Annotated in this window: 19 protein-coding genes; 5 read left to right on the forward strand and 14 right to left on the reverse strand. The window is 73.6% G+C overall.

Annotation, left to right across the window (positions count from 1 at the left end):
- Positions 1-25: 25 nt before the first annotated feature.
- Positions 26-1705 carry a GH12 family glycosyl hydrolase domain-containing protein gene (locus ACFQO7_RS04035; RefSeq protein ID WP_376805102.1) on the reverse strand — a complete coding sequence of 560 codons (1680 nt, stop codon included), beginning with the start codon at positions 1703-1705 and terminating at the stop codon, positions 26-28.
- Positions 1706-1931: 226 nt separating this feature from the next.
- On the opposite strand from ACFQO7_RS04035, the gene ACFQO7_RS04040 reads away from it, so the two are divergent.
- Complete coding sequence (locus tag ACFQO7_RS04040; protein WP_376805103.1) at positions 1932-3545, forward strand: RecQ family ATP-dependent DNA helicase; 1614 nt, start codon at positions 1932-1934, stop codon at positions 3543-3545.
- A 57-nt stretch (positions 3546-3602) separates the two neighbouring features.
- On the opposite strand, the gene ACFQO7_RS04045 is transcribed toward ACFQO7_RS04040, so the two are convergent.
- The 4 genes from ACFQO7_RS04045 to ACFQO7_RS04060 all read right to left on the reverse strand — a co-directional run bounded on the left by ACFQO7_RS04045 (position 3603) and on the right by ACFQO7_RS04060 (position 8161).
- Complete coding sequence (locus ACFQO7_RS04045; protein WP_376805104.1) at positions 3603-3992, reverse strand: RDD family protein; 390 nt, start codon at positions 3990-3992, stop codon at positions 3603-3605.
- Positions 3993-4316: 324 nt separating this feature from the next.
- Positions 4317-5183, reverse strand: coding sequence for a hypothetical protein (locus tag ACFQO7_RS04050; protein WP_376805105.1), 867 nt, complete (start codon positions 5181-5183; stop codon positions 4317-4319).
- A gap of 160 nt (positions 5184-5343) precedes the next feature.
- Entirely contained in the window at positions 5344-6135 is a 792-nt protein-coding gene (locus ACFQO7_RS04055; protein WP_376805106.1) for an META domain-containing protein, read from the reverse strand.
- A gap of 166 nt (positions 6136-6301) precedes the next feature.
- The gene (locus ACFQO7_RS04060) at positions 6302-8161 is read right to left on the reverse strand and encodes a Calx-beta domain-containing protein (RefSeq protein ID WP_376805107.1); all 1860 of its coding nucleotides are present in this window, start codon (positions 8159-8161) and stop codon (positions 6302-6304) included.
- Positions 8162-8489: 328 nt separating this feature from the next.
- On the opposite strand from ACFQO7_RS04060, the gene ACFQO7_RS04065 reads away from it, so the two are divergent.
- Positions 8490-9197, forward strand: a complete 708-nt coding sequence (locus tag ACFQO7_RS04065; RefSeq protein WP_376805108.1) for a carbon-nitrogen hydrolase family protein — start codon at positions 8490-8492, stop codon at positions 9195-9197.
- Between the two features lie 4 nt (positions 9198-9201).
- Here the strand turns inward: ACFQO7_RS04065 and ACFQO7_RS04070 are convergent, their stop codons facing one another.
- Both ACFQO7_RS04070 and ACFQO7_RS04075 read right to left on the reverse strand, forming a co-directional pair.
- Positions 9202-9837: a response regulator gene (locus ACFQO7_RS04070; protein ID WP_465252379.1), complete on the reverse strand. Its 636-nt coding sequence runs from the start codon at positions 9835-9837 to the stop codon at positions 9202-9204.
- A gap of 2 nt (positions 9838-9839) precedes the next feature.
- Positions 9840-11051, reverse strand: a complete 1212-nt coding sequence (locus tag ACFQO7_RS04075; protein WP_376805110.1) for a sensor histidine kinase — start codon at positions 11049-11051, stop codon at positions 9840-9842.
- Positions 11052-11159: 108 nt separating this feature from the next.
- Here ACFQO7_RS04075 and ACFQO7_RS04080 point away from each other — a divergent pair, with 108 nt between their 5' ends.
- The 3 genes from ACFQO7_RS04080 (at position 11160) to ACFQO7_RS04090 (ending at position 15693) form a co-directional block, all read left to right on the forward strand.
- Positions 11160-11897 carry an ABC transporter ATP-binding protein gene (locus tag ACFQO7_RS04080; RefSeq protein ID WP_376805111.1) on the forward strand — a complete coding sequence of 246 codons (738 nt, stop codon included), beginning with the start codon at positions 11160-11162 and terminating at the stop codon, positions 11895-11897.
- A complete protein-coding gene (locus tag ACFQO7_RS04085) occupies positions 11894-14389 on the forward strand; it encodes an FtsX-like permease family protein (RefSeq protein WP_376805112.1) in 2496 nt (831 codons plus the stop codon). Before ACFQO7_RS04080 ends, ACFQO7_RS04085 begins: the two co-directional genes overlap by 4 nt.
- A 95-nt stretch (positions 14390-14484) precedes the next feature.
- Positions 14485-15693: a PP2C family protein-serine/threonine phosphatase gene (locus ACFQO7_RS04090; protein ID WP_376805113.1), complete on the forward strand. Its 1209-nt coding sequence runs from the start codon at positions 14485-14487 to the stop codon at positions 15691-15693.
- A 6-nt stretch (positions 15694-15699) separates the two neighbouring features.
- On the opposite strand, the gene ACFQO7_RS04095 is transcribed toward ACFQO7_RS04090, so the two are convergent.
- From ACFQO7_RS04095 to ACFQO7_RS04125, 7 genes are all read right to left on the reverse strand, one after another.
- Positions 15700-16278, reverse strand: a complete 579-nt coding sequence (locus ACFQO7_RS04095; protein WP_376805114.1) for a hypothetical protein — start codon at positions 16276-16278, stop codon at positions 15700-15702.
- A gap of 104 nt (positions 16279-16382) precedes the next feature.
- Complete coding sequence (locus ACFQO7_RS04100; RefSeq protein WP_376805115.1) at positions 16383-16979, reverse strand: DUF305 domain-containing protein; 597 nt, start codon at positions 16977-16979, stop codon at positions 16383-16385.
- Positions 16980-17088: 109 nt separating this feature from the next.
- A complete protein-coding gene (locus ACFQO7_RS04105) occupies positions 17089-17829 on the reverse strand; it encodes a lytic polysaccharide monooxygenase (RefSeq protein ID WP_376805116.1) in 741 nt (246 codons plus the stop codon).
- 203 nt (positions 17830-18032) lie between these two features.
- A complete protein-coding gene (locus ACFQO7_RS04110) occupies positions 18033-21545 on the reverse strand; it encodes an ATP-binding cassette domain-containing protein (RefSeq protein WP_376805117.1) in 3513 nt (1170 codons plus the stop codon).
- A gap of 108 nt (positions 21546-21653) precedes the next feature.
- Positions 21654-22889 (reverse strand): exonuclease domain-containing protein, encoded by a 1236-nt coding sequence (locus ACFQO7_RS04115; protein ID WP_376805118.1) that lies wholly within the window; start codon positions 22887-22889, stop codon positions 21654-21656.
- Between the two features lie 199 nt (positions 22890-23088).
- Positions 23089-23583 carry a hypothetical protein gene (locus ACFQO7_RS04120; RefSeq protein ID WP_376805119.1) on the reverse strand — a complete coding sequence of 165 codons (495 nt, stop codon included), beginning with the start codon at positions 23581-23583 and terminating at the stop codon, positions 23089-23091.
- Between the two features lie 82 nt (positions 23584-23665).
- The gene (locus ACFQO7_RS04125) at positions 23666-24295 is read right to left on the reverse strand and encodes a HEAT repeat domain-containing protein (protein ID WP_376805120.1); all 630 of its coding nucleotides are present in this window, start codon (positions 24293-24295) and stop codon (positions 23666-23668) included.
- Positions 24296-24301 lie beyond the last annotated feature (6 nt).

Below are 24301 nucleotides of genomic sequence, written 5' to 3' on the forward strand. Positions count from 1 at the left end.
GGCTCCGCCGCACGTCGGCAGGGTGTTACGAGGCGGTGCAGGAGAACGTGGTCGGCAGGGCGGTGTTGCCGTCGGGGCGGCTCGCCTGGAAGCCCCACGAGGCGGTCTGCCCCGGCGCGAGCGCGCCGTTCCAGTTCTGGTTGGTCTGGGTCACGTTCTGGCCGCTGACCACGGCGGCCTGCGGCCAGGAGCCGGTGTGCGCGTGGCCGGACGGCAGCGTCGCGGTGGACGACCAGCCGTTGATCGAGGCCGACCCGGTGTTGGTGACCGTCACCTGCATGACGTAGCCGTTGTTCCACTGGCTCTGCACCGACGCGGTGGTGGTGCAGCCGGACCCGCCGCCGCCACCGGTGGTGGTGACGTTGACGATGCCCGAGTAGCCGGAGGTGCCGGCCGAGTTCGACGCCCGCACGCGGTACCGGTACGTGGTGTTCGCGGCGAGCCCGGAGTCGGTGAACGACGTCGAGCCGGTCGTGCCGATCTGGCTGAAGCTGGTGCTGCTCGCGCCGGCGGCCCGCTCCACCAGGTAGCTGCTGACCGTGCCAGACGACGCCGACCAGCTCAGCGATGCGCCACTGGACGTCACACCGGACGCGGTCGGGGTGCCCGGCGTGCCGGGGACCTGCGTGCCGCCGCCGGTGGTGGTGACGTTGACGGTGCCGGAGTAGCCGGACGTGCCCGCCGAGTTGCTCGCCCGCACGCGGTACCGGTACGTGGTGTTGGCGGCCAGGCCCGAATCCGTGAACGACGGCGAGGACGACGTGCCGACCTGGCTGAAGCTGGTGCTGCTCGCGCCGGTCGCCCGCTCGATCAGGTAGCTGTTCACCGTGCCGGACGAGGCCGACCAGCTCAAGGACGCGCTGCTGGAGCCCACGTTCGACGCGGCCGGGGTGCCGGGAGTGCCGGGCGGCTGGGTGCCGCCGCCGGTGGTGACGCCCGCCGAGAACGAGTTCACGGTCAGGCCCACGCCGCCGATCCACGGCTCGAATCCGGCCTGGACGCTGGTCAGGTACCAGTTGTTGTTGCCGTACTGCGAGCCGCGGGTGAACGTGTCGCGGACGAAGTCCATCACGTCGAAGCTCAGCGAGTTGATGACCGAGCCGGTGAACAGGTAGGACACGACGTTGTTGGCGCCGTTGCTGCCGGTCCAGACGGCCCAGCTGCGCCCGGCGATGCTCGCGGTGCCGGTCTGGGAACCGATGGGCTGGATGCTGCCCTGCCGGTTGAACCAGATCATGATCTCGGTGTCCTGGACGCCGGAGACGTTGGTGTCGGCGTTGAGCCAGATGTCGTACGAGGCGTTGTAGGTGCCGCTGCCGGGGTACGAGTAGCTGATGCTGCTGTTGGCGGTGCCGATGGTGCTGAGCTGCTTGGGCAGCGGGGAGCTCGGGCTGCAGTTGTTGTAGTGGCAGCCCAGGAAGATGGACGGGTAGGACACCGGCGCACCCGAGGTGCTGCCGACGCCGTCCTGCTGGGTGATGCTGAACCCGTTGCTGGTGGTGTTGATGCACTGGGTGGCGCTGGTGCCCCACCGGTTGTTCTGGATCACGTAGCTGCCGGCGACCACGGTGCCGTACTGCTCGCAGATGGTGGCGGCCTGGGCGGGCTGCGCCGCGAGAAGGCTCACGGCGGTGGCGGCGACGGTCAGCGCGATGGCCGAGGCGATCGTCGTCAGGCGATGCTTTCTGCTCGTCGTGGCGTGCATGTCACTCCTTGGGCAGGGGAGGAGAGATCGGGATGTGCCAGGACTGGGAGCGCTTCCACCGGACACCATAGGCCATCGTCGAACTGCCTGTAAACAAAACCATTGACGGTAATCAGTTTCATGGAAGTTACACGCGCGCCAAGGTTTCGTTACCTTTCGGACCGCTGCGGGCCATGCGTGCACCGGATGGGAGGATGCGGGTTCGAGTCTGGGGAGGGGTACCACCGTGGGAGATCTGCAGCGGCTGCGCGAGGTCGCGGCACAGGTGTACGGCTGGACGGCGCTGCGCCCGGCGCAGGAGGAGGCGATGGCCCACGTGACCGCGGGCCGCGACACGATCGTGGTGTCGCCGACCGGCTCCGGCAAGTCCGCCATCTACCAGGTCCCGGCGCTGGTCGTCGGCGGCCCGACGATCGTGGTGTCGCCGCTCATCGCGCTGCAGCGCGACCAGGTCAAGAACCTCGTCGACCGCGGCGCGCCGGACGCGCACGTGGTCAACTCCGCGCGCAGCGCCCGCGACAACGCGGCCGCCTTCGACGCGATCCAGGCCGGTGACGCCGAGTTCCTGTTCCTCGCGCCCGAGCAGCTGGCCAAGGACGAGGTCGTGCAGCAGCTGCTGGAGGCCAAGCCGTCGCTGTTCGTGGTGGACGAGGCGCACTGCGTCTCCTCCTGGGGCCACGACTTCCGGCCCGACTACCTGCGCCTCGGCGAGGTCATCGAGCGCCTGGGCCACCCGACCGTGCTCGCGCTGACCGCCACCGCCTCGCCGCCGGTGCGCGCCGACATCGTCGAGCGGCTGCGCATGCGCGACGCGGTGCAGCTGGTCAAGGGCTTCGACCGGCCCAACATCCGGCTGGAGGTGTCCCGCGAGATCACCGAGCGGGAGAAGCGCCGCGAGATCATCGAGCGGATCATCGCGCTGGACCCGCCGGGCCTGCTCTACGTGCAGACCCGCGGCGAGACCGAGGAGTACGCGGCCGCGCTGCGCGAGGCGGGCGAGGAGGCGTACGCGTACCACGCGGGTCTCAGCTCTTCCGAGCGCTCGGCGGTGCACGACGCGTTCCTCGCCTCCGACCGGGTCGTGGTCGTCGCGACGTCGGCGTTCGGCATGGGCATCGACAAGCCGAACGTGCGTTTCGTGGTGCACGCCGCGCCCGCCGAGTCGCTGGACTCGTACTACCAGCAGATCGGCCGGGCCGGCCGCGACGCCGACCCGGCGACCGCGGTGCTCTACTTCCGGCCCGAGGACCTGCGCCTGCCGCGTTTCTTCTCCTCCGGCACCGTCGACGAGGAGCTGCTCACCCGCGTCGGCGCGGGTGTGCTCGCCGCCGACGGCCCGGTGCGCATCGACGACCTGGTGGAGGAGCTGGACGTCACCCGCGCCCGGGTCACCCGCTCGATCAACCTGCTGCAGGAGGCCGGGGCCGTGCTGACCACCGGCGAGGGTGTGCGGTGGACCGGCGGCGAGCTGGCCGACGCGGTCACGGCGGCTGCGGTCGAGGCGGCGCAGATGCGCACCATCGAGCTGACCCGGGTCGAGATGATGCGGGGGTACGCCGAGACCGACGACTGCCGCCGCCAGTTCCTGCTCGGCTACTTCGGCGAGGACCTGGTCGACACCTGCGGCAACTGCGACACTTGCGCCGCGGGCACCGCCGACGCGCAGTCCGACGTGGACACCGGGTTCCCGGTGCAGTCGCGGGTGACCCACGAGCAGTGGGGTCCGGGCGTGGTCATGCGCGAGGAGAACGACCGCATCACGGTGCTGTTCGACGAGGTCGGCTACCGCACCCTGTCGCTGAAGGCGGTCCGCGCCCGCAACCTGCTCACCCCGGCCTGACCCGCGATCCGGTGCTGCCGGCGCCTCGCACGAGTCGAGGGGCCGGCAGCCGGGCCGTCAGGCCTTCACCACGACCGTGCTGGTGATCTTGTCGGCAAAGGTCTGCTTTTTGGCGTCCCACAGCGGGAAGAACCAGCCGACGTAGAACACGATCGTGTCGGCCGCGTGCGCCACATCGCGCAGGAACGCCTGCAGCGCTCCGATCGGCGAGAGGCCGCGCTCGTACACCAGCTTGATGCCGAACAGGCGACGGCCGAGCGACTGCCCCGACCTGCCGCCGAAGTACCAGCGGTTGATTCCGTGCGCCGCGATCACCAGCCACGGGGCGAGCTTGGCCAAGCCGCCGTCGGGGAGGCCGCTGAACCGGACCAGCAGGAGTGCGGCACCCACCACCGCCAGATCGACGAGAAACGCGGCCGCGCGGGCGGGCCATCCGGCAAAGGACATGTCGAGCTCCTGTCTTGAGATCAAGTCCCGGCATCAGATCATGTCTGTGCGACGCTGTGGGGGCGGGGACGAGCCGAGCACCTGCGCCGCGAGTGCCGTGCAGATCGGACCGGGCGAGCTTCGCAACATCTACGAGAATCAGAGACCACTGCTGGGAGGCGAGTTTGGCGTCGGGCACCCGCACGGCTCCACCGACCATTTCGGAGTGGTGATGGCCCGTTCCCTCGCTGGGCGTGGGCGGTTGACGGCTGCCCTCGCCGTCACGGCGGCCGCTCGCCGGGCGCGGCCGGCGAGCCTCGGGGCTGAGGCCCGCCGGCCGCGGGCTCAGCTCGCGCAGATCGCGAACGCCCGCACCTTCCAGTTGCCGCTGAAGCCGTTGTCGTCCTCGGTCGCGCTCGCCGTCACCGAGGTGCTCGACACGGCGTGCACGGCAGTCAGCCGCACCTGGCCCTCGCCGCCCAGGATCTCTGCGCCGACCCCGTGCACCTTGCGCCCCGCGGAGCAGGTGACCGTCACCGACTGCGTGCTGCTGGAGCTGTACGCGCTGTCGTCGAGCAGCCGCTCGTAACCCGCCGGCTGGTCCGCGCAGATCGCCCGCGCCTGCACCTGCCAGTCTCCGGCGAAGCCGGTGCCGTCCTCCGCGCCGGTGACCGTGACGCTGCCGGTGTCGATCCGCAGGTCTTCCAGGATCAGCTCGCTGACCGACGCGCCGCTGACCGCGCCGCCCACGCCGAGGGCGACCTTGCCGAGCGGGCAGCTGACCAGGTGCGACTTGCTGGTCGGCGACGACCAGGCGGAGCTGCCGGCGATCACCTGGTAGCCGGCCGGAGCGGGGGCGCACAGCACGGTGGTGGACAGCGACCAGCGCAGCCCGGTGCCGCTCTCGTCCTCGCGCCCGGTCACCGACCAGGTGGTGTTCTCGGACACGGGCAGCATGAAGTCCATGCCGATGTGGCCCGTCGCGCCGGACACGCCGCCGCCGCCGCCGAGCGCGACGGTGCCCGCGGGGCAGGTCTTGTTCTGCGTCTTGGCGAGGCTGTCGCTCGGGCCGGTGGCGGTCTGGCGGGTCAGCCCGGTGACCGCCGCCGCCGGTGCCGCCGGGGCGAGCTGGCTCACCGCGAGGGCGCTCAGCGCCATACCGGCGGCCAGCGCCGCGCGGGTCAGCCGGTGGTGGGTCGCTCGTGCCTGCATCGAAGTCTCCTGTATCGGTAGGGAGACCCCAACGTATGAACGTGAGCCGGATTCGTTTGTGGACTTCTCCACACAGCGCTGGTGGCGATGGTTACAGCGACGGCTTTCCGACCTGCGCAAAGTCGTCGATCCGACGGATCGGCGGCTGCGATGCGGCATGTCACTTCTGCGCGGCGCGCAGCTGCAGTCCATGGCCGCCGGGGCCGGTGAGGGTCAGCCGGTCGGCGGTGACCTCCCAGGCCACGTCGCCCTTGAGCGTCTCCAGCACGGCCCGTTCGAGCCGGTTGACCTCGTCGGCGCAGGCCATTCTCGTGGTGAAGAGGTCACCGAAGGCGATGGTCTTCTCGGCGAGCACGGCGGGACCGCCGAGGGTGTTGCAGCCGGTGTTGCCCTGCACCTTGCCGTCGGCGAATTCGAGCCAGGCGGTCGCCCCGTTCGGGACCGAGCTGGCGCTCTGCCCGTCGAGCACGGTGTCGACCTGCCAGCGGACACCGCTCAGCGGCCGGTCCGGCTCGGCGGACTCCTGGTCCAGCATGGCGACCTCCATGGTGTCGGTGCGCAGGGTCAGCTTGTCGCCGGACAGCTCCCAGCGCGGCCCGGCCTGGAGGAAGCCGGAGACCAGCTCGTCCTGCTCGTGCAGTTTCGGGTCGCAGCCCATGTCGGTCATGCTCACGTCGCCGGTCATCCGCAGGCGGCCGCCGGACAGGTCGGCGTCGCCGCCCATGCTGTTGCAGCCGGCGGTGGCCCCGACATGGCCCTTGCCGTCCAGCGTGAGCCGGATGCGAGTGCCCTTGAACAGCTCGTAGGGTTTGCCGTCCTTGACGACGGCGGTGGACAGGAAGGTCCGCCCGGCCAGGACGGCGCCGTCGTCGGGCGGGCCGTCCGCACCGGCGTCGAGGGGCTGCGCGCACGCGGCGAGCAGCAGAACAGTCAGCAGCGGCACTACGCGCACGGTTTTCACGTTACCTTCGACCGCCGGGCGGCCCCTGCGGTTCCGTACGGCGGCCAGGACGCCCGGACCGCAGCAACGGCCGAACGTCCTGGCAGCTCGCAGGTGGTGCAGTGTTAGGAAGGGCACCTTGCACTACCTATGGCGATAAGAAGGTGCCCTTCCTTTCTCAGGCGCGGCAGGGGGTGCCGGTGGGATGGGTGGGGGTGCCGGTGACGCCGGCCTTGGCCTCGCCGATGACGAGGTCGGTGAGGAGGGTGTCGAGGACGAGGGCCTGCTGGGTGACGCCGGTGGCCGTGGTGGTGGTGCTGTTGAGTTTCAGGCTGCCGACGACCAGCGGGATGGTGAGCGGGCCGCTGCCGACCGTCACCGTCGCGCCGTTGACCTTCAGGTTGGTGATGGTGGACGAGCCGGTGAACTGCGGGACGAGGCCGCCGGGGCCGGTCGCGCAGGTGGCCGAGGCGGTCGCGTTGATGTAGCCGACCTCGATGGTGACCAGGCCCGCGACGGTGATCTTCGTGGAGCCGGCGGCCGAGGTGGACACGGCCTTGTCGCCGGCGGCGGGTGCGGTGCTCAGGTTGTTCGGGGTCAGGTCGGTGTTGGCGGACAGGCCGGTGGTCTTCACGGTGACCAGGCCGGCGTTGAAGGTGTTGTCGGGGCCGGCCGCGGTGGCGTCCACGCACGGCGAGTTGGCCGGGTTGGCCTGGGCGGCGAGCTGGCCGGCCAGGTTCAGGGCGGTCGCGGAGCAGGTGAAGACGCCGTCGCGGTCGTTGTCCACGATGGTCGCCTCACCGGACGGGTCGGTCAGGCCCGCGCCGCTGGGCGAGCTGAGGCCCAGCTTGAAGGTCTCGTTCAGCTCGTCGACGGCGTCGTCGGCGATCGGCACGGTGACCGTCTTCAGGGTCTCGTTCGGTGAGAAGTTGAGCACGCCGCTCTTGGCGGTGAAGTCGGCCGCCCCGGCGCTGCCGGCCGTGGTCGCGTAGCTGACGCTCACCGGGAACGGGGCGGGCACGGACAGGGTGACGGTGAAGTCGACCGTGCCGGCGCCCTCGTTGACCTGCACGTCGTACACACTCAGGCCCGGCACGTGCACGGTCAGGGTCTGCACGTAGCCGCGGCTGGTCCCGTCGATGAGGAAGTCGACCTCGCAGTGGTACGTGCCCGGGGCCGCGCCGCCGTCCACCTCGACGGTCTCACTGAACGCCGCGTCGTCGCCGCTGGTGACGGTCCGCGACGCGGGGGACAGTGCCAGCGACAGCGCGCCGTCGCAGTCCACGCTGTGGGTCACCGTCACCTCGATGGCCTGGATGCCCGCCAGGATCGCGTCGGCGACCTGGTCGGCGGGCACGTTGTCCAAGAACACACCGCCGGTGGCGTCGGTGACGGCCTGGATCTGGCCGTTCTGGTTGAGGCCGCCCGCGCCGACGTTGACCGCGACCACCCGTACGTGGGCGGCCTGGAGCGCGGAGATGACCTGGGCGCGGGTGTGGCCCAGGCTCGGCTCGTGCGACGGCGCGTCGCCGAAGATGACGACGATGCGGGTGCCGTCGGGGCGGAACGTGACCGCGCCGGTGGCGAGTTCGTACAGGGCGTTGAGGCCGTCCTCGGGCAGGTCTCCGCCGCCGCCGATGCTCCACGCGTTGATGCCCGCCTGCGCCAGGGCCTGGTCGGCGGTGAGCCCCTGGTTCACGGCGAACGGCGGGGTGTCGTTGACGTCCTTGTAGTTGGCGGCGGCGAACTGTGCGCCGGGCTGCGCCCCGCTGACGGCGGCGAGGATGTCGGCGGCGTTGGTCTTCACGTTGTCGATGGCGCTGTACATGCTGCCGGTGGTGTCGGCGAGGAACACGATGTCGGGCTTCGGCGGCACCGTGGGGGTGTGCACCACCTTGCTGATCGTGGCGGTGCCGCCGGGCGGCAGGGTGCGGGTCACGGCGGACGGCTCGACGCCGGGTTCGGCGGCGTGCGCCGGCGGCGTCGGCTGGGAGAGCAGACCCCACGCCGCCAGGGCGGCCACCGCCAGAGCGTTCACGCCCCACCGGTGGGTAGCCTTCCGCCTGTGCAGGTGCAACATCTGGCACATCCTTTCGGGCAGCCTGCCGCCTCCGGCGGTTGCCGGAGCGGGCGGCTGCTGGGTGTGCCTAGAGTCAAAGCGATGAATCTCCACCCCATCAACGCTTGACTATCCGGTACGGGCCGACTAAGTGACTGCCCGTGTGAGCGTGACCGCAGCGCGTGACGGCGGTCGATCGCTCCGTTCGGCGTAACCTGATCGGACTACGCTGGGCCCGGCCCCGGTGACGTGAGGTGAATGACTGCCGGGTGCACGTGTGACGGCTATTCGATAGCGGGGAGTGCCGATGGGACGCGGGCCGCTGATGATCGCGGTGGCGCAGCCGCCGACCGTGGCGTACGACATCGCCGCCAACGCGGTCGAGCACGCCGCCGCCGTACGGGCCGCGCAGGCCCGGGTGGTCGTGTTCCCGGAACTGTCGCTGACCGGCTACCAGCTCGACGCGCCCGCGATCACGCCCGGCGACCCGCGCCTGGCCCCGCTCGCCCAGGCCTGCGCCGAGACCGGCACGCTGGCGCTGGCCGGCGCGCCGGTGTGGGACACGGCCGGGCACGCGTACATCGCGACGCTGGCCGTGGACGGCGACGGGGCCCGGGTCGCGTACCGCAAGGTGCACATCCACGAGTCGGAGGAGCGGTTCAGCCCCGGCGACGGACCGGCCGTCGTCGAGGTCGACGGGTGGCGGCTGGGCCTGGCGATCTGCCGCGACACCAGGTTCGCCGAGCACGACGCCGCGACCGCCGAGCTGGGCATGCACGTGTACGTCGCCTCGGTGCTCGACCACGCCCGCGACGCGCACGTGCCCGCCGAACGCGCCCGCCGCGTCGCCGCCGACCGGGGAGTCTGGGTCGCCACGGCGAGCTTCGCGGGCTCCACCGGCGGCGGCTTCGACCATGCCGCGGGCGGCTCGGCGATCTGGTCCCCGGACGGCACGCCACTGGCCGAGGCGGGCCCGGAACCGGGCGCGGTCGCCCGCGCCGGGCTGCGGCCGTGAACGGTCAGCCGCGCAGGTAGGCCAGCACCGCCAGGACGCGGCGGTGGTCGTCGGCGTCGGGCGGCAGGTCGAGTTTGGCGAGGATGCCCGCGATGTGCTTGGCGACCGCGGCCTCGGTGACCACCAGGCGGCGGGCGATCGCCGCGTTGGAGCGGCCCTCCGCGACCAGGCCGAGCACCTCGCGCTCGCGCGGAGTCAGCCGGTGCAGCGGGTCGCGGCGGCGGTCCAGCAGCTGGCGGACCACCTCGGGGTCGATGACGGTGTGCCCGTCGGCGACCCGGACCAGCCCGTCGACGAACTCGGCGACCTCGCCCACCCGGTCCTTGAGCAGGTATCCCGTGCCCGCCGACCGGCCTGCGTCGATCAGCTCCGCGGCGTAGGTCTGCTCGACGTACTGGCTGAGCACCAGGATCGGCAGGTGCGGCAGCGCGGCGCGCAAGGCCAGCGCGGCCCGCAGCCCCTCGTCGCTGAAGCCGGGCGGCATACGCACGTCGGTGACGACGATGTCGGGGCGCACCAGCGGCACCTGCTCGCGCAGCGCGTCGGCATCACCGACCGCGGCGACGACCTCGTGTCCGAAGTGGCGCAGCAGGCTGGTCAGGCCCTCGCGCAGCAGCACGGAGTCCTCGGCCAGCACCACCCTCAGCGTTCGCACGGCAGCTCCACCCGCAGCAGCGTCGGCCCGCCGGGCGGGCTGGCCAGCAGCAGCCGCCCGCCGACGGCCGCGGTCCGGTCGGCGAGGCCGGTCAGCCCGGTGCCGCGGGCCGGGTCCGCGCCACCCGCGCCGTCGTCGTGGACCTCCAGCACGAGCTGCCGGTCCTGGGTCCAGGCGCGCACCCGGCCGCCGGCGGCGCTGCTGTGCCGGGCCAGGTTGGCCAGCGCCTCGTTGACCGCGAAGTAGGCGGTGGCCTCGACGGGCGCGGGCAGCCGCCCGTCCAGGCGCAGGTCCAGGTCGACGGGCACGGGGGAGCGCCCGGCGATGTCGCGGATCGCCGCGGCGAGGCCGCGGTCGCTGAGGATCTGCGGGTGTACGCCGCGGATCAGCTCGCGCAGCTCGGCGAGCGCGGCCGCGGTCTGCTGCTTCGCGTCGTCGAGCAGCGGCGCGACCGTGTGGTCGTCGGCGACCTGCAGCCGGGCCAGGCCGAGCGTGACGCTCAGCGCGACGAGCCGCTGCTGCGCGCCGTCGTGCAGGTCCCGTTCGAGGCGGCGGCGTTCGTCGTCGAAGCCCGCGGCCAGCCGCTGCCGGGAGCGCATCACCTCGACCAGGTCGCTGTCCGCCGAGGCGAGCACCGCGCGGGCGACGGCGGCCCGCGCCCCGGCCCAGGCCGTGATCGGGTACGCCGCGAACGGCAGCAGCACGAACCCGGCGGCGCACAGCAGCGTGGTGAACCACGCGTCGGCGGGCAGTTCCGCGCCCGGCCCGGACGGCTGCAGCGGCGCCGACATCAGCATCAGCGGCGGGAGCAGCGACAGCAGCACCACGGCCAGGTCGAGCCACCAGGCCACGCAGGCGCTCAGCACGGCGTACCCGATCTCGCGCCAGGTGCCGGGCTCGCGGAGCCGCAGCGGCGGGCGCGGGGGCAGCGGGCGGGTGTCGACCAGGCGCAGCCGCCGCCGGTCGAACCCGGCGATCACCGGCCCGGCGGCGACCACGACCAGCAGCGCGGCCACCAGCAGCAGGATGAGCGCGCTGAGTCCGGGGCGCAGCAGCTCGATCCCGACCAGCAGCGCCAGCGGCAGCGCGGCCGGGACCAGGCCCGCGGCGAGGTACAGCAGCGACCGCCACGGCCAGCTCGAACGCGCCAGCCGCCAGGGCGGGGTCGCGGCGGCGGACAGGGCGGTGCGGGGGGTCACCGCACGACCCTAACCTGCACCGATACCCGGCACAGTAGTGCTGGGACTAGTCCGGATCCTCGCCGCCGCACCCGTGTGCCCGGCCCCGCGTTCGGGTGGGGTGGTCGTATGACATCAACGGCGACGGTCCGCCTGCACGCGGTCCGCAAGACGTACGGGACCGGCGCGAACACGGTCACCGCCCTCGACGGGGTGAGCGCGGAGTTCGCCCAGGGCAGCTTCACCGCGGTGATGGGCGCGTCCGGCTCGGGCAAGTCCACGCTGCTGCAGTGCGGGGCCGGGCTCGACACCGTCGACAGCGGTCAGATCACCGTCGACGGCGTCGACCTGGCCGGGCTGTCCGAGCACGCCCGCACCCTGCTGCGGCGGGACCGGATCGGGTTCGTGTTCCAGGCGTACAACCTGGTCGGCGCGCTGACCGCGGCGCAGAACACGGCGCTGCCGCTGCGCCTGGCCCGGCGCGCGCCCCAGGCCGCGGCGATCACGCAGGCGCTGGCCGAGGTGGGCCTGGCCGACCGGGCCGGGCACTACCCGGCACAGCTGTCCGGCGGCGAGCAGCAGCGGGTCGCCATCGCCCGCGCGCTGATCACCCGGCCGGCGGTGCTGTTCGCCGACGAGCCCACCGGGGCGCTGGACAGCACGTCGTCGGGGGTGGTGCTGGCCGCGCTGCGGCGGCTGGTCGACGAGCACGGGCAGACCGTGGTGATGGTGACCCACGATCCGGTGGCCGCAGCGGCCGCCGGCCGGGTGCTGGTGCTGGCCGACGGGCGGCTGGTCGACGAGATCACCGGCGCGGACCCCGCGCGTATCGCCGCTCGGCTGGCCCGCGGGGCGGTGAACGCATGATCGCGCTCGCCTCGCTGCGGGAACGCCGCCGCAGCCTGCTCGGCACGCTGCTGACGCTCGCCGTCGCGGTCGCCGTGCTCACCGTGTGCGGCCTGCTGCTCGGCTCGGCCCGCCCGGTCACCCCGGACCGGTACGCGGCGAGCCCTGTGCTGATCCGGCCGGTGCCGCCGAGTAACCCGGAGGCGTTCACCGAACCGCGCCCGTGGCCGCACGATCAGGCAGCCGCACTGGCCACCAGGCTGGCTGCCGTGCCCGGCGTGTCGGCGGTGGTGCCGGTGCACCGCTTCTACGCCCAGCTCCTGCACGACGGCGCACTCGTCGCGGGGGAACGCGAAGCCTACAACTGGTCCTCGGCCGTTCTCGGCGGCTACCGGCTCGCCGAGGGCCGGGCACCGGCCGCCGCCGGTGAGGTCGCGCTCGGCGAGGACTTCGGGCTGCCGCCGGGTGCGTGGGTGGAGCTGCTGACGGCGACCGGGCCGCAGCCGTTCACGGTGACGGGCACCGTCGACGGCTCCGGCATCTGGGTGGGCGACGTGACCGCGGGCGGCGGGGTTCCCGTGATCGGCCTGCTGACCGGCGAGGACGCCGACCCCGCGGCGGTTGCCGCTGCGGTGGCCGACGTGGTCGGTGCCGACGGGGTCGTGCTGACCGGGGACGCGCGCGGCGCGCTGGAGCCGGTCGGCGACGCCCGCACCCGGTGGATCGGACTGCAGGTGCTGTCGGCCCTGGCCGCGCTGGGCACGTTCGTGTCGGTGTTCATCGTGGCGTCGACGTTCGCCTTCGCGACCCGCCAACGGCACCGCGAGCTGGGCCTGCTGCGGCTGCTCGGGGCGGTGCCCCGGCAGGTGCGGGGCTGGGTGCTCGGCGAGGTGCTGCTGCTCGGCCTGCTCGGCGGGGCGATCGGGGCGCCGGCGGGCCTGCTGGCCGCCGGGCCGATGGCGGGCTGGCTGGTGCGCACCGGGTTCGAGCCGGCGTCGTTCACCGTGCTGTACCAGCCGGTTGTCCCCGCTGCCGCGCTGGCCGCCGGGGTGCTGGTGGCGCTCGCGGGAGCCTGGGCGGCGGCCCGGCGCGCGGCGCGGGTTGGCCCGCTGGCGGCGCTGCGGGAGGCCGCCGTCGACGACCGGCCGGTGAGCCGGGTACGGCTGCTCGCCGGTGCGGCGGCGCTGGTGGGTGCGGTCGCGGTCGGAGTGGCGGCGACCCGGGCGTCCGGGGCGGACCTGGGCTCCTACGCCCTGTACGCGGCGCTGCTGCTGGTCGCCGCGGGCAGCCTGCTTGCTCCACTGCTGCTGCCGGGCGCGGTGCGGCTGCTCACCGTGCCGTTCGCGGGCGGCCGGGGCGCGACCGTGCTGCTGGTGCGCCAGCATGTCGCCATCGCGGCCCGGCGCTCGGCCTCGGCCGCCGCGCCGGTGCTGCTCTGCGTGGCGTTCACCGTCCTCATCGGCGGGATGGTGCAGACCACCACCGCGTACTACGGACTGAACCGGGTCACCGTCGCGGACGCCACCGCCGTGGTCGTGCCCGACGGCACGCCGGGCCTGTCCGACGCCGCCGTCACCGCCGTGGGCGGCCTGTCCACCCTGCCCACCACCCTGTACGACGGCGTCGAGCCACTGCCCGCCGCAGGTGTCACGCCTGCCGAGCACACGGTGCTGACGGTGGCCTCCGGCAGCCTGACCGCTCTGCACCGATCTCCGGCGGGCTTCGTCACGACCGCGGTGAAGCCGACCGGCGCGATGCCGCCCTCCGGCACCGGGGCACCGGCAGCTCCGACCCCGTCGGCGGGCGGGCCGGTGGTTCCCGTGGCGGTGGCGCAAGGGTTCGCGACCTCGGCGGACTGGGCCATGGGCAGCTCGCACGCGGTGTTCGGTCCCGACGGCCGGCCGATCACGCTGGAGGTGGTCGCGGTGCTCACCGGGGGACCGCTGCCGGCGGGCATCCTGCTCGACCGCGCGGTGGTGCGTGCGATCGACCCCTCCGCGCTGACCCCGGTCGTCTACGCCGCACAGCCCGTCTCGGCGGATGCCGTCGCGGGACTGGGCGCGCGCCCGCTGAGCGCCGCCGCCTACGCAGCCAGTGGCCAGGACGAGGACGACCGGCTGGTGTGGGTGTTCACCGCGCTGCTGATCGGGGTGTCGGCCGGGTTCGCGCTGCTGGCGGTGGTGAACACGATGCTCATGTCCACCACCGGCCGGGCCGGGGACCTGCGAGTGCTGAAGCTGTCCGGGGCGACCAGGGCTCAGGTGCTGGGCCTGCTGGCCGCCGAGACCGCGGCCGTGGTGGTCACCGGGGCGGCGCTGGGGCTGGCGGTGGCCGTGGCCGCGCTGGCGGCGCTCGCCGACGGGTTGAGCGGGCAGCTCGGCGTCGCGGTGCCCATGGTGATCCCATGGGGCACCCTCGCCGCGACCGTCGGCGTCTGCCTGGTGCTGGCCGTGGTCGCGGCGCTGCTGCCCGCCCTCGGCTCCCGGCGGGAGGCCGGGCCCGCGAGCGTTTGAGCAGGCGGTCGGCGGGGCACGTCAGTGGATGCACGGGGGTGCGACGGTGACGGCCCCGCGCCGACCGTGCTCGCGAGGGACGGCGAGGTGCGCGGATGACTCAGGTGACGTACGACCCGTGGCACGCGGCGCTGCTCGATCTCCTGCACCTCACCCAGCAGGCGCAGGACGACCAGGTCGCCGAGTGCGTCAGTGCGGCGCTGCGCCCGCTGGGCATGGAGACGACGTGTTACCTGGTCGACGAGGAGCAGCGCCACCTGCATCCGCTGGCGGAGCACGGCAAGACGCCGGCCGACCCGCTCGGCGTCGAGAACACCCTGGCCGGGCGGGCCTTCACCAGTGTGGACACCCAACGGGTGGGCGACGGCTCCGGGAGCCGGCTGTGGGTTCCGCTGGTCGACGGCACCGAGCGGCTGGGCGTGGTGGAGATCGTGCTGCGCCGCGACGACTGCGACATCGAGGCGCTGCAGGACTGGTGTGAGAGCTATGTGGGCCTGGTCGGGCACCTGCTGGCGGTGAAGATGCCATACGGCGACTCGCTGCAGCAGGTCCGGCGGACCCGGCCCATGTCGGTGGCGGGCGAGCTGCTGCTGTCGACGCTGCCCCCGCTGACGTTCACGTCCGACCGGCTCGCGATCAGCGCGGTGCTGGAGCCGCATTACGACATCGGCGGGGACGCCTTCGACTACGCGCTGGACGGGGAGACCGCGTGGTTCTGCGTACTCGACGGGATGGGCCGCGGCCTGCGCGCGGCTGTCATGACGGTGACCGCGCTGGCCGCCATCCGCGCGGCCCGGCGCGACGCCCGCGGCCTGTATGCGATTGCGCAGGCGGTCGAGGACGCGCTGCGCGACCAGTTCCCCGACACCGCCTACGTCACCGGGCTGCTGTGCGAGTTGCACACCGACACCGGGCGGCTGCGCTTCATCAGCGCGGGGCATCCGGCCCCGCTGCTGCTGCGGCACGGGCGGGCGGTCCGGGAGCTGGAGGGGGGCCGCCGGCTGCCGCTGGGACTGGACGACAGCACGATCGAGGTCGCCGAGGAGACGCTGGAGCCGGGGGACCGGCTGCTGCTGTACACGGACGGCATCGTCGAGGCGTGCGACCGGCACGGGGAGATGTTCGGCGTCGAGCGGCTCGCCGACCTCACCGAGCGGGCCGCGCAGGCACGGCTGCCCGCGCCGGAGACCCTGCGCGGCCTGGCCCACCGAGTCGCCGAGTTCCGGGACGGCCCGCCCCGTGACGACGCGACGCTGATGCTGGTCGAATGGTCGGCCGAAGCCGCCCGCCGGGCGCTGCCCTGATCCGCCTCAGCGCGGTGAGGACCAGCCCGCCGGGGTGGTGGGCGTCGCGGCGGGCGCGTACTGCTGCGCGCCGATCACCGGGGCGGCCAGGGCGGCGGCGAACTCGGCGTCGAACTCGGGCGCGGGATCGCGTACGGCGATCCACTGCCCGTCCCGGGTCACGCGCGCCTGCGCGATGACCTCCCAGCGGGCGCGGACCAGTCCGATGTAGCCGACGATCAGCGCGAGCAGCGCCGTGGCCGTCAGCAGCGACGCGACCGGACCGTCGGCCTCCGTCACGATCGCGGCCACCGGGATCGCGAAGCCGCCGGCCGTGAGCAGCCCGAAGCCCACCTGCTGCCGCCGACGCCGGCTGCGGCACCGGTCGCAGTAGTGCCACACGGGCGCGTCGACGACATGGCGCGTGACGGCGCGCACGATGATGAAGGCGAGCAGCCCCAGCGGGATCAGCGCGTACGTCCACCCGGCCGGGGCCGACTCGAACCTCGTGCGGGCCCGCAGCGTGGCGGGCAGGCCGTGCCTGCTGCACACGCTCGGGATGCCGTGTCCGGCGGCGGCCCAGGCGGCGGGGATGAGGGTCTGCACGCTGCTCCTCGGGTCGTTCCCGGCGGTGACGGTGCCCGATCATCGCACGATCCGGGGCCGCGCCGAGGACCGGTGCGGGTGTCCACGAACGAGCGGTGGGTCGGTCAGCCGGAGACCAAACCGAGCATCATGGTCACCTGGGCGGTGCGGGACTGGTCGACGCGCGTCGCGAACTCCAGCACCTGCGGGTTGACCCCCGAGGTCAGCTCCATCCGGGCGTACTCGACGGCCTGGTGCTGGTGGCCGATCAGCAGGTTGAGGAAGACCTTGTCGAACTCGGCGGCAGTGGCGTCACGCAGCGCCTTGACCTCGTCGGGCCCGGTGGCGGGCAGCCCGCCGTGCCCGGCGTGCAGGCCGGGGTCGGTCGCGGGGGTCAGCGGCTCGGCCCAGCCGCGCAGCCAGCCCTGCACCTTGGACAGTTCGTCGGCCTGCGTCACGTCCATCGCCGCGGCCAGTTCGCGCACCTTCGTGTTCGCGCTGCGGTCGGCGGCTAGTTCGAGCAGCTCGGCGGACGGGCCGTACTGCGCGGACATCATCTGCAGGAACATCACATCGGTGGCGTTGTGCCCGCCCGACTCGGAGACCGCGGGCGGCGGCGACCCGGACGGCGGCGCGAACGACGGAGCCGGGGTGACCCCGGGCGGCGCGTCGCAGGCGGCCACGGTCGCCAGCGTGACGGCAAGCAGGACGAAGCGCTTCATTCGCGAGGGCTCCTCGGGGCGGACGCCGGGACGAGCGGCCGCGGCGCGCGGCGGCTCGGGTGGGCCGGTCCGCGGCTCGGGCGAGCCGCGGACCGGGTACGGGTGGTACTCAGATGCGCTGCCACAGGGCAGGCACGTTGGGCGGCTCCCAGCCGGCGAGCGCGGTGTGCGCCTGCAGGCAGCGGTAGCTGAGCCCGCCGTAGGTCACCGTCGCGCCCACGGCGTAGGCCGTGCCGGCCGCCCAGGTGCCGCCCTGCGGGGGCGTGCTCGTCGGGGACGGTTGCGGCGGTGTGGGGCTGGGCTGTGGAGGGGTCGGCGACGGCGTGGGGTTGCCGCCGCCTCCGCCGACCTGCAGGTCGACGCAGGAGTAGAACGCCATCGCGGTGTCGTAGATGTTCCACCGGGCCAGCACGAGGATCCGGCCGGTGCGTCCGCCGAGGCTGACGTTGTGCGAGACCGTCGCGCCGGGCTGGGCGCCGTTGTCGTTGACCACCGCGATGCGGGTGCTCCCGACGAAGTACTCCCAGGTGCTGGTGCGGTGGCGGGCGGTGAGCACCCAGTTGAACGTGACGTTGTTGCCGACCGAGGCCGCGGGCCAGTTCTTGCTGTTGTCGTTCAGCACCGCGAACCGGCTGCCGCCGCCGTTGCACTGCAGCGAGCCCTTGGGGGCCTCGACGCTCTGCGGCTCCCAGACGATGTCGCCGCAGTTGGCGACCCGTCCCTGAGCGCAGTTGGCCTGGCGGCTGGGTGGGGACGAGATGTATCCGTGCGCGCTCGCCGGGTTGGCGATCATGCCGGATGCCACGATCGTCAGGATGGACAGGACTGGTAGGACGATCCGTTTTCTCACGGCTCCTCCGCTTCTGTGCGGGTGGATCGACCGGTGGGACGAGTGCCGGTGTCGTGAGAGGAGACATCGACACTCGTTCACGAAAACATAAAAGAAACAGTCCTAACTGTAAATACGGTTAACTGAGATTGCGTTCAAGTTGGCACGTGCCTGACATGCGAGAAGCCCCGGCCAGACGGGCCGGGGCTTCTCACGCCGTACGCTCAACCGGCCAGGTGACCCCAGCCCGCCTCCAGCTCGTCCCACGAGCCCTGCGCGACCGCCTCGCCGTTGATCAGCACGACGACCCGGTCGGCCTGCACCAGCGCCGCCCGCTTCGACGTCGAGCCGACCACGGTCACCCCGTGCGCCCGCAGCGCCTGCCACAGGGCCAGCTCCGTGGTCACGTCCAGGGCGGACGACACGTCGTCGGCGATCAGCAGCTCGGTGCCCGGCGCCAGGGCCCGCGCCAGCGCCAGCCGCTGCAGCTGTCCGCCGGACAGCCGGGTGCCCTTGTGCCCGATGAGCAGCTCCATGCCACTGCCCGCCGCCGCCAGGTCGTGCTCCAGCTGCGCCGTCGCCACCGCCTGGGCGGCGTCGACGTCGTGGCCGAGCCGGATGTTGTCGCCGACCGTGCCCGACAGCACCCGCGGCAGCTGAGCCACGTACCCGACCTGGTTGGGGCGCAGGAACACCTCCGGCTCGCCGACCGCCTCGCCGTTCCACAGCAGCGCGCCGTCGTGGTGCACGATGCCCGCCAGCGCCCGCAGCAGCGACGACTTGCCCGAGCCGACCGGCCCGACCACCAGCACCAGGTCACCGCGCTCCACGGTGAGGTCGACCCCGCGTACGCCGACCGTGCCGTCCTCGTGCACCGCGCCGAACTTGGCCAGCTCCAGCCGGTGCAGCGGGTTGCGCGGCGCGGCCACCGGGCCCGGGGCGGTGCCCGCGGACAGGTCCACGCCCGGCACGGCCGCCGAGTACGCGCCCACCCCGGCCATCGCCACGGTGCGCCTGGTCCACACCCGCGCCGAGGGCAGCTGCGACACCAGCGACGCCGTGGTCCAGGCGAACCACCGGGCCGAGCCCAGCGTCGACACGGCGACCAGGGTCGCGCCCGCGCCCAGCTCACCGGCCATGAACAGGGCCCACACCGCGATCGGCAGCAGGCCCGCCAGCAGCGAGGGCGTCGAGCGCGCCCACACCTGCATGGCGATCTCCTGGCGCTGGCGTTCGCTGCGCGCCGCATCCAAGCCGGCCAGCTGATCCAGCACCGGCCGGGTCGCGCCGGCCAGCTTGACCGTGCGCGCCGACGACAGCGACGAGACCAGGAACGTGGCGAACGCGGCCCGCGCCGCCACGGTGTGCGCGGCCGAGCGCTTCAGCACCGGCGCGAAGACCGTCGCCGCCAGCGCCGAGACCACCATCGTGCCGGTGAAGAACAGCGCCGGCACGATCGAGCCGGACACCAGCGTCATCGCGACGATCATCACGATGCTGATGGACTGGTCGACCAGGTTGTCGGCGAGCATGACCACCCGCTCGTTGTCGCCGCCCTGCGCGACGACCTCGGCCGGGGTGTGCGCGCTGACCCGGCGCGGCCCGGTCTGCCCGTGCACCAGGCGCAGGTTGATCCGCAGCATCTGCCGGACCCACCACTCCGGATACCACAGGCCCGCGAAGTAGCCCGCAGGTGTGGTGACGGCCAGCCCGGCGACGATGCCGACCGCCGGCCACCACGGGCTGCCCGCGCCGTCGACCACGTCGGCCCACAGCCACGGCAGCACCGTGCCGTCCAGGCCGAACAGCACCATGAGGGTGAACAGCGCGACCGAGACCTGGCCGAAGCGGAAGTCGTTGACGGTCAGCCGGAAGATCTCGCGCAGGGTGCGCACCCGCTGCGGCGCGGGCAGCGGCGGCGGGTCGGCCTTCGGCGGGGCGACCAGTTCCGCGCCCACGCCGTCACCGGCGTTGCCGCTCGGGCGGGCCGGGACAGCCTGCGGTCCGTCTCCCGCCGCGGCCTCGCCGGCCGACTCCAGCCCGTACGCGGTGGCCAGGACCAGCTCGCCGTCGGCGGGGCTGTTGCTGGTGGCGAGCAGCTGCGCGAACCGTTGCGACTCCGACAGCGGCCCGGCCTCCACGACCCGGCCGTCGGCCAGCACCACGACCTCGTCGCAGTCGCGGACCGAGGACAGCCGGTGCGCGATGACCACGCCGATCCGGCCCCGCAGCAGGCGCTGGGCGGCGTGCTGCACCCGGGACTCGGTGACCGGGTCCATCCGGGCGGTGGCCTCGTCGAGGATCACCACCTGCGGGTCGCGGACCAGGATGCGCGCGAACGCGACCAGCTGCTCCTGCCCCGCCGACAGCTTCTGGCCACCCTCGCCCAGCTTGGTGCGCAGGCCGTCGGGCAGGGAGTCGACCCACGACGTCAGACCCAGCTCGTCCATCGCCGGTCCGGCCGCGTCGAGCAGTTCCGGGTCGAACAGCGCGATGTTCTCCGCCAGCGTGCCGGCCAGGATCTCGGTGCGCTGCGGCACGATCGCGATCCAGCGTCGCAGCGCCTCCACGTCCAGGTCGTTGAGGTCCGCCCCGCCCAGGAACACCGTGCCGCGGGGCACGTCCACGGCCCGGGTCAGCACCTTGGCCAGCGTCGACTTGCCCGAGCCGGTCCGGCCCACCAGGGCGTACGAGCGGCCGGGCGCGAAGGTCAGGTCCAGCTCGCGCAGCGCGGGCCGGCGGCGGTCGGCCGAGTAGTGGAAGGTCAGCCCGCGTACCTCGATGTTGCCGGTGGCGGGCGTCCCGCCGCCGACCGGCTCCTGCGGGGTGTCGCGCAGCAGCTGCACCCGCGCCCACGCGCCCAGCGCGTGCTGCAGCTCGGGCAGCATCCGGCTGACCTGCTCGACGGTGCCGCCGAAGGCCAGCGCCAGCAGCCAGGCGGCGGTGAGCCGGGCCGCGTCCAGGTGACCCGCCGTCAGCGCCCAGACCCCGCCGAGCACCAGCAGGGCGATGCCCGCCCGGGTGACGCCGCCCGCGATGGTGCTGACCTTCGACGACAGCGCCCACACCCGGCGGCCGCGTTTGAGCACCTCGGCGGAGCGCTGTGCGTACAGGCGCAGCACGTACGGGCGGCCCAGGCTGGTGCGCACGTCGTCCTGGCCGTGCACCGACTCCTCCTGCACGGCGGCCAGGTCCGACCAGGCCTCCTCCTCGTGCATGCGGGCCGGGCCGATCGCCGCGGTCGGGCGGCGCAGCCCGAACCCGAGCACCACGGACAGCAGCAGCATGGCCAGCCCGGCGGGCCACCACACCACGAACGCGGTGACCACGGACAGCACTGCCACCGCGGCCGACTGGGCCAGCCGCACGCCGCTGCCGCGCAGCTGCGAGCCCACCTGGTACACGTCGCCGTCGATGCGGTCGAGCAGCTCGCCGACCGGGGTGCCCTCCAGCGCGGGCAGGCTCTGCCCGAACGCGACCCGGCACAGCCGGCGGCGTACGTCGGCCGCCCAGTCGGCGGTGAGCCTGGACATGATCAGGCTCAGCGTCAGGTCGCTGAGCACCACCACGGCCAGCGCCGTGGCCAGCGCGGCGAAGGCGACGGCGGACCGGTTCACCAGCACGGTGCCGGCCAGCGCCGCGGACAGCGCGGCCGCGCCGGCGCCGGCGACGATGAGCACCAGCACCGCCAAGGTACGGCGGGGCGAGGTGGCCCACAGGTCACGGAACAGACGCATGGCACGGCCCCTTGCAAGCTGGTTTGATCTGGTCACCAGCATGCAAGGCGGCCCCGCCCGAGCTCAACGCAATTACGGCGGCGCGGACGTGGTGATCAACACAGGCGGCTACTCGGCGACGCGCAGCGCCACGAGCATGCTCAGGAACGCGCCGGGATGCACGATCGGGACGCGGTGCCGGCGGGCCTGGCGGGCCTTGCCGGACATGGTGTCGGGATCGGCGGCCACCAGCAGCCGGGTGGTCCGGGTGACGGTGCGGCCCACGGTCAGCCCGGCGATGCGCGCCCGCTCCTCCCACAGCTCCCGCGACTCGGCGGTCTGCCCGGTGAACACCACGGTGTCGCCGGGCAGCAGCCGGAACGCGGGCGCGGGCAGCGGCCGCGTGGTGCGCCGCTGCTGCTCGCCCGTGTCGGGGTCGAGGGCCCGGTCGACGTCGGCGCGGTCCAGGCCGAGCAGCGCGGCGACGGTGTGCAGGTCGTCCCGTTCGATCTCGGTCACCCGGCCGTCGTCGAACGCCTCCGCGGCGAGCGCCTGCAGGTAGAGGCGGTGCAGGTCGAGCACCTGGGCGCGGTCGAGCCCCAGCGCGTCCGCTGCCTCGACCAGCGCGTCCGCCTCGACCGCCGACACGTGCCGGTCGAGCAGGGCATGGTCGAGCAGGGACAGGTAGCTGTCGGCCTGCGGCGGCGCGGGCACCCGGGGCAGCCGGTCGACGAGCCTGCTGAGGAAGTGCTCCGCGGTCTCGTGCGGGTGCCGGCGCACCACCGGCAGTGCCTCGGCCGGCGGCAGCGGTGGCCAGGCCAGCGTGGACGCGTCGAGAACCAGCTGCTGCCAGGGCGGCGGCGTGCCGACCCGGTGCAGGTAGCGCCCGAGCAGCCCGGCGGCGGCGCGGGCGTCGTCGAGCGCGCTGTGCGCCCGCTGCTGCGGGATGCCCGCCGCCTGGCAGCAGTCGCGCAGGCTGCGCCCGGCCGAGGGCAGCAGCTGCGCGGCCAGGTTCATGGTGCACAGGCCGTACTCCTGCCCGACCGGGGCCTGCAGCCCGAGCCGGGAGTACTCGGCGACCAGGAACGCGGCGTCGAAGGCGAGGTTGTGCGCCACGATCACCCGTTCGCGCAGCAGCGCGCCGATCTGCCCGGCGAGGTCGGCGAAGACGGGGGCGCGGCGGGCCTCGGCGGCGGTGATGCCGTGCACGTGCTGCGGGCCGAGGTCGCGTTCCGGGTTTATCAGACTGGACCAGTCACCGGTGATCCGGCCGGACGCGTCGACGTGCACGATCGCGATCTCGCAGATCCGGTCGTGCCAGGTCGTGCGCAGCCCGGTCGTCTCCACATCGATCACCGCGTACACACCGCCACCTCCGCCGACTCGGCCCGACCGTCCCATCACGACCCGTTCCCGGGGACCTCACCCTATGTCCTGCGGGTGCGGTCACGGCTCCGCCGGGCGCACCGACGCGCCCACGAATCCGGTGGAGTCACTCGGGGAGCGGCCGATCCGCAGGGTCGCCGGTCGGCGGTTGCGGTGGCGCGGGCGCGCCGCGGCCGGTTCAGGCGCGGCGGGACCCGTCGGGCCAGACCACCACCACCGGCAGGCCCAGCGTGTGCGCCTGGGCGACTACGGCCGCGGTGCCGCCCTGGTCGACGGCCGGCTGCCCGTCCCACACGGCGACGAGCAGGTCGCAACGGGCCAGCATGGCGGCGTTGGCATCCTCGTACGCGGCCCGGCCCGCCCGCTCATGCGGCATCACCCGCACCGACGCGGCATGCCAGGCCATCCGGTCGAACGTCGCGGCATGCTCCGGGGCGACCTTCCGGGCCCGGTAGTCGGCGGAGGGCAGCACGACCTCCAGCCGCGCACCGTGCGCCACCACCGCCTCCGCGAAGATCGTGTCCGCGCCCGCCGCCAGGCAGGACACGCCTGTCAGCTCCGCCGGCGGGTACCCGGCCAGCAGCTCGCGCAGCGCCGCGGCGACGAGGGCCGCGGTCTGCGCGGTGAGGCCGACGTGTCCGGTCACGCCGATCCGGGTCGGTTCTGCATCCATGCCCGGCAATCTGCCACAACGGGCCGCCCGATGCGGTCCGACGGCGTGATCGCGCCGACCTCGGGCACCGGCCGGGGCCGGATCAGGCCGGTTTGTCGCTCCAGAGGCCGTCGGGGTCGATGAAGCGCTGCGCCAGGGCGGCTTCGGCCTCGGGGGTGCCGATCTCGGCGAGGCGGCGGGCCGCGGCCTGGTGCGCCCAGTGCAGCATCGGGTCGGGGCGGCTGACGACGTCGCGCAGCGTCTCGATCTCGGCGGCGTCGGACATGCCGCACAGGCCCTCGATGGCCGCCGTCATCACCGTGGGGCGGGCCGAGCGCACCTTCTCCAGCAGCGCGGGGCGTTCGGTCTCCTCCTGGCCGCCCGCGCGGGCCGCGACCGCGACCATCTCCTCCCACGGGTCGGTGGAGTTCCACCACCGGTCGACGAGGTCGGCGACCTGCCCGCTGTGGGCGTTCTCGCGCGCCGTCGCGATCTCGTAGAGAGCCGCCCGGACCGCGCCCACGCAGCAGAACCGGGGCTCGCGGCGCAGGGTGTCGTGTGCCTCCAGCAGCGCCGGCAGCGCTCGCGGGTCGCGGGTCGCCTGCAGGCGGCGGGCGAAGGGTCCCCAGTGCTCGTCGGCCGCGGGGCGTTCGTCGAACGCCGGCTCGGGAACAGGCCCGTCCGGCCGCGGCGCGGACGCGCCACCGCCGTCGAAGGTCGACTCCTGCTGCATGCGGCC

Source organism: Catellatospora aurea (genome assembly GCF_042663325.1).
GTDB lineage: Bacteria > Actinomycetota > Actinomycetes > Mycobacteriales > Micromonosporaceae > Catellatospora > Catellatospora aurea.